Origin of the sequence: Burkholderia sp. Se-20378, from assembly GCF_017104665.1 — a bacterium.
In the GTDB taxonomy this organism is placed as follows: Bacteria; Pseudomonadota; Gammaproteobacteria; order Burkholderiales; family Burkholderiaceae; genus Burkholderia; species Burkholderia lata.
Genome location: NZ_JAAGPG010000698.1, coordinates 1 through 3,346 on the forward strand (window position 1 = coordinate 1; position 3,346 = coordinate 3,346).

A 3,346-nucleotide genomic window follows, 5' to 3' on the forward strand; every position below is an offset into this window, starting at 1 on the left:
TGTGCTCGGGATCGCGACGGCCGGCGTCGCGCCGCGCGTGATGGGCATCGGCCCCGCGCCGGCCACGCAGAAGCTGCTCGCGCGGCTCGGGATGACGATCGACCAGTTCGACGTGATCGAGCTGAACGAGGCATTCGCATCGCAAGGTCTCGCGGTACTGCGCATGCTCGGCGTCGCCGATGACGATCCTCGCGTGAACCCGAACGGCGGCGCGATCGCACTGGGCCACCCGCTTGGTGCGTCGGGCGCGCGTCTCGTGACGACCGCGATGTATCAGCTGCATCGCACGAACGGCCGTTTTGCGCTGTGCACGATGTGCATCGGCGTCGGCCAGGGCATTGCGATCGCGATCGAACGCGTTTGACCTGCGTCTCGGGGTGAAGCGGCAGCGTTACCGCTTCGCCCTGTCCGAATCGATGCGCGGCACGAGGATTCTCGTGCCGCGCATTGTCGTTAACCGGCCTGCGACAATTCCTTGAGGCGCGCATCGAGCGCGTCGATCTCGGTGTCCGCGAACACTTCGATGCCATGCTCGTGCAGCAACGCCGCTGTGACACCGGCGCCCGCGTGCCGCCGGTTCTCGAAACTCCCGTCATAAATGAACGTGCTGCCGCACGACGGACTGCCGTCGGCGAGGATCGCGAAGCGGCAATCGTGCGTGCGCGCGAGGGCCAGCGCGGTGTGCGCACCGGACACGAACGGCGCCGTCACGTCCGTTCCGTTCACGTCGACGATGCGCGCAGCGCCCGACAGCACCCGCTGCCCCGATTCGCCGCCGGCGATTTCGGCGGGCGGGCGCGGCACGCTGAAGCCGCCGGCCAGTTCGGGGCAGACGGGCACGAGACGCCCTTCGCGCTGCCAGCGCTCGAGCGCCTCGTGTGCGGCGGTCTTGGCCGACCCGTTGTAACGGACCGGATGACCGACCACGCACATGCTGACGAGGATCTTCGGCATGGCGTGCGGCTGCGCTTCGTTCTGCAATTTCGCTCTCCGTGATGCCGCGATGACTGATGGCGGCAGTGGCTAAGCCGGAAATTCTACGCGTCGCCCGCGTGCCGGTGCGTCAGGCGGTCGGCCCTTCCAGATGAATGTCTTCCGGCTCGAGCGCGTACAGCGCCGGGTCGGGCGATGCGCTGACCGTGAAGCCGAGCCGCAGGTAGAAGTCGATCGTGTTCTGCGACGGTGTGGCCGACACATACAGGCGCGCAGCGCCCATCGCGCGCGCCTGCTCACGGGCGGCGCTGTAAAGCTGCTCGCCGAGCCCGCAGCTGCGCCAGTCGCGGCTCACGTGCAGGAACTTCAACTGCAGCATGTCGCGGTGCGGGCCGAGCGGCTGGCTGTCGACGACGACCGCCGCGACGAGTCGTGCGCCGTCGAACATGCCGAGGCACCAGCCGCCGCGATCGTGGCAGTCGAGCAGGATCGGCGTGTAGTGGTCGGCTTCGCCGTCGGGCCAGCCCGCGACGTCATAGAAGTCGGGCACGAGCTGCAGCGCGCCGTCGCGCAGCACATACAGGTGCTCGATGATCTCGCGCCGGTCGATGGTCCACACGAGGGGCACATCGTCGCGCGTGAGCAGGCGGGCGGAAAGTGCGTCGCGTTCGGCGGCGGTGCGGCGCATCATGCGGCCTCCCGATGCGCGGCGATCCCATACATCAGCGGCAAGCGCGGCATGCCGTCGGGCGGCACCATCCGGTGGCCGTCCAGCTCGCGCATGCCGTCGAAGCCCTTCCAGCCGTTCGCATACGGATATTCGGTCAGGCGGTCGATCGCGAGCCCGGCCGATACAAGCGCGTTCACGACTTCGCCGATGCCCCACATGAACTCGTAGCTCGGATGCGGGTTCACGAAATCGACGACGCCCGGATGGTCGTGCTGCGCGCCGAGCCCCGTGCCGGAGGCGGCGACGTAGTCGCCGACACCCGCCGGCTCCTCGGTCGCGTCGCCTTTGAAATAGTCGTAGTGCGGCTTCCAGTGTTCGTCGAAATACAGCGCGAACGGATGGAACTCGACCATCGCGAAACGGCCGCCCGGCGCGAGCAGCGCGGCGATCCCGCGCGCCCACGCGTTCAGGTCGGACAGCCAGCAGATCGCGCCGTATGACGTGAACACGCGATTGAAGCGTTCCCCGCGCGCGGCGGCCTCGGGCATCCAGTCGAGCACGTCGGCGCGCTCGAAACGCGCCGGCAGGCCCGCGTCGATCGACAGTTGCCGCGCGAACGCGATCGCTTCGTCGGAAATGTCGACGCCCGTCGCATCCGCGCCGTCGCGCACGAGGCTCAGCGTGTCCTGCCCCGCGTTGCACTGCAGGTGCAGGAGCCGCAGCCCGCTGATGTCGCCGAGCAATTCGCGTTCTTCCGGAAAGAGCGTCGAGCCGCCTTCGCGGAAAAAGGCGGCTTGATCGCCTTTATGACTGTTATGTGCGACTGTCGCCGTATTCCAGGACAGCCGATTCAGTTCGTGCAATGCCTTTTTCATCGAATTCGAATGCCGATTGAATGGAGCAGGATAGACGGAATCGTTTCGCCGCGTGCAACGGCCGGCGACATACGCGTGCCGTGCGATGTGGCTGGGCGGTGCGGCGTGACAGGTGGATGAACATACGCAGCGAATATTGCCGGATTATTTGATCGAAATCATGGCGGCCGCCGAATTGAATATTTTATGCGAAGAAAGGGTAAGGTTTTTCCCCAATATGCCGACAGTAAGATGAAGACCGTCGTAAAGCGATAAACCGTTTTTCGGCTACTGAGCGTGAAGTCAGCGCGACGCGGACGTCAGATCCGCTTTTCGGAGCCTTGCATGCGCAATAACCAGCCCGTTACCCAACAGGAATTCGATTTCCCCGACGACGTCACGCTGATGTCGACGACCGACGCAGACAGCATCATCACCTACGCCAACACGACGTTTGCGCAGGTGAGCGGCTTCACGAACGAGGATCTCGTCGGCCAGCCGCACAACGTGGTGCGCCACCCGGACATGCCGCGCGAAGCGTTTGCCGACATGTGGGCGACACTCAAGCGCGGTGAGCCGTGGACCGCGCTCGTGAAGAACCGCCGCAAGAACGGCGATCACTACTGGGTGCGCGCGAACGCGATTCCGGTGATGCGCAACGGCGAGCCGCAGGGCTACATGTCGGTGCGCACGAAGGCGCCGCACGACGAGAGCGAGGCCGCCGATGCGCTGTATCGCGCGTTTCGCGAAGGCAAGGCCGGCCAGCGCCGGTTCCACAAGGGGCTGGTGATCCGCACGGGGCTGCTGCGCATCGCGTCGCTGTCGCAGACGATGTCGGTGCGTGCACGCGTGCATTCGGCGCTGTGCGTGCTTGCACCGGCGGTCGTCG

At 66.0% G+C, this 3,346-nt stretch carries 4 protein-coding genes and 1 pseudogene; 2 read left to right on the top strand and 3 right to left on the bottom strand.

Annotated elements, in window-relative coordinates; genetic code table 11:
• Positions 1–364, top strand: a pseudogene (locus G3N93_RS36280) (3-oxoadipyl-CoA thiolase); the annotation flags it as partial.
• An 89-nt stretch (positions 365–453) separates the two neighbouring features.
• On the opposite strand, the gene G3N93_RS36285 reads toward G3N93_RS36280, so the two are convergent.
• From G3N93_RS36285 to G3N93_RS36295, 3 genes are all read right to left on the bottom strand, one after another.
• Positions 454–954, bottom strand: coding sequence for a DUF523 domain-containing protein (locus G3N93_RS36285; RefSeq protein WP_374196541.1), 501 nt, complete (start codon positions 952–954; stop codon positions 454–456).
• Positions 955–1,063: 109 nt separating this feature from the next.
• The gene (locus tag G3N93_RS36290) at positions 1,064–1,624 is read right to left on the bottom strand and encodes a GNAT family N-acetyltransferase (protein ID WP_206135169.1); all 561 of its coding nucleotides are present in this window, start codon (positions 1,622–1,624) and stop codon (positions 1,064–1,066) included.
• Positions 1,621–2,478 carry a bifunctional 2-polyprenyl-6-hydroxyphenol methylase/3-demethylubiquinol 3-O-methyltransferase UbiG gene (locus tag G3N93_RS36295; protein ID WP_206135170.1) on the bottom strand — a complete coding sequence of 286 codons (858 nt, stop codon included), beginning with the start codon at positions 2,476–2,478 and terminating at the stop codon, positions 1,621–1,623. The genes G3N93_RS36290 and G3N93_RS36295 overlap by 4 nt, the downstream gene beginning before the upstream one ends.
• Positions 2,479–2,802: 324 nt before the next feature.
• On the opposite strand from G3N93_RS36295, the gene G3N93_RS36300 reads away from it, so the two are divergent.
• A partial coding sequence (locus tag G3N93_RS36300; RefSeq protein ID WP_206135171.1) for a PAS domain-containing protein occupies positions 2,803–3,346 on the top strand: 544 nt, incomplete at its 3' end.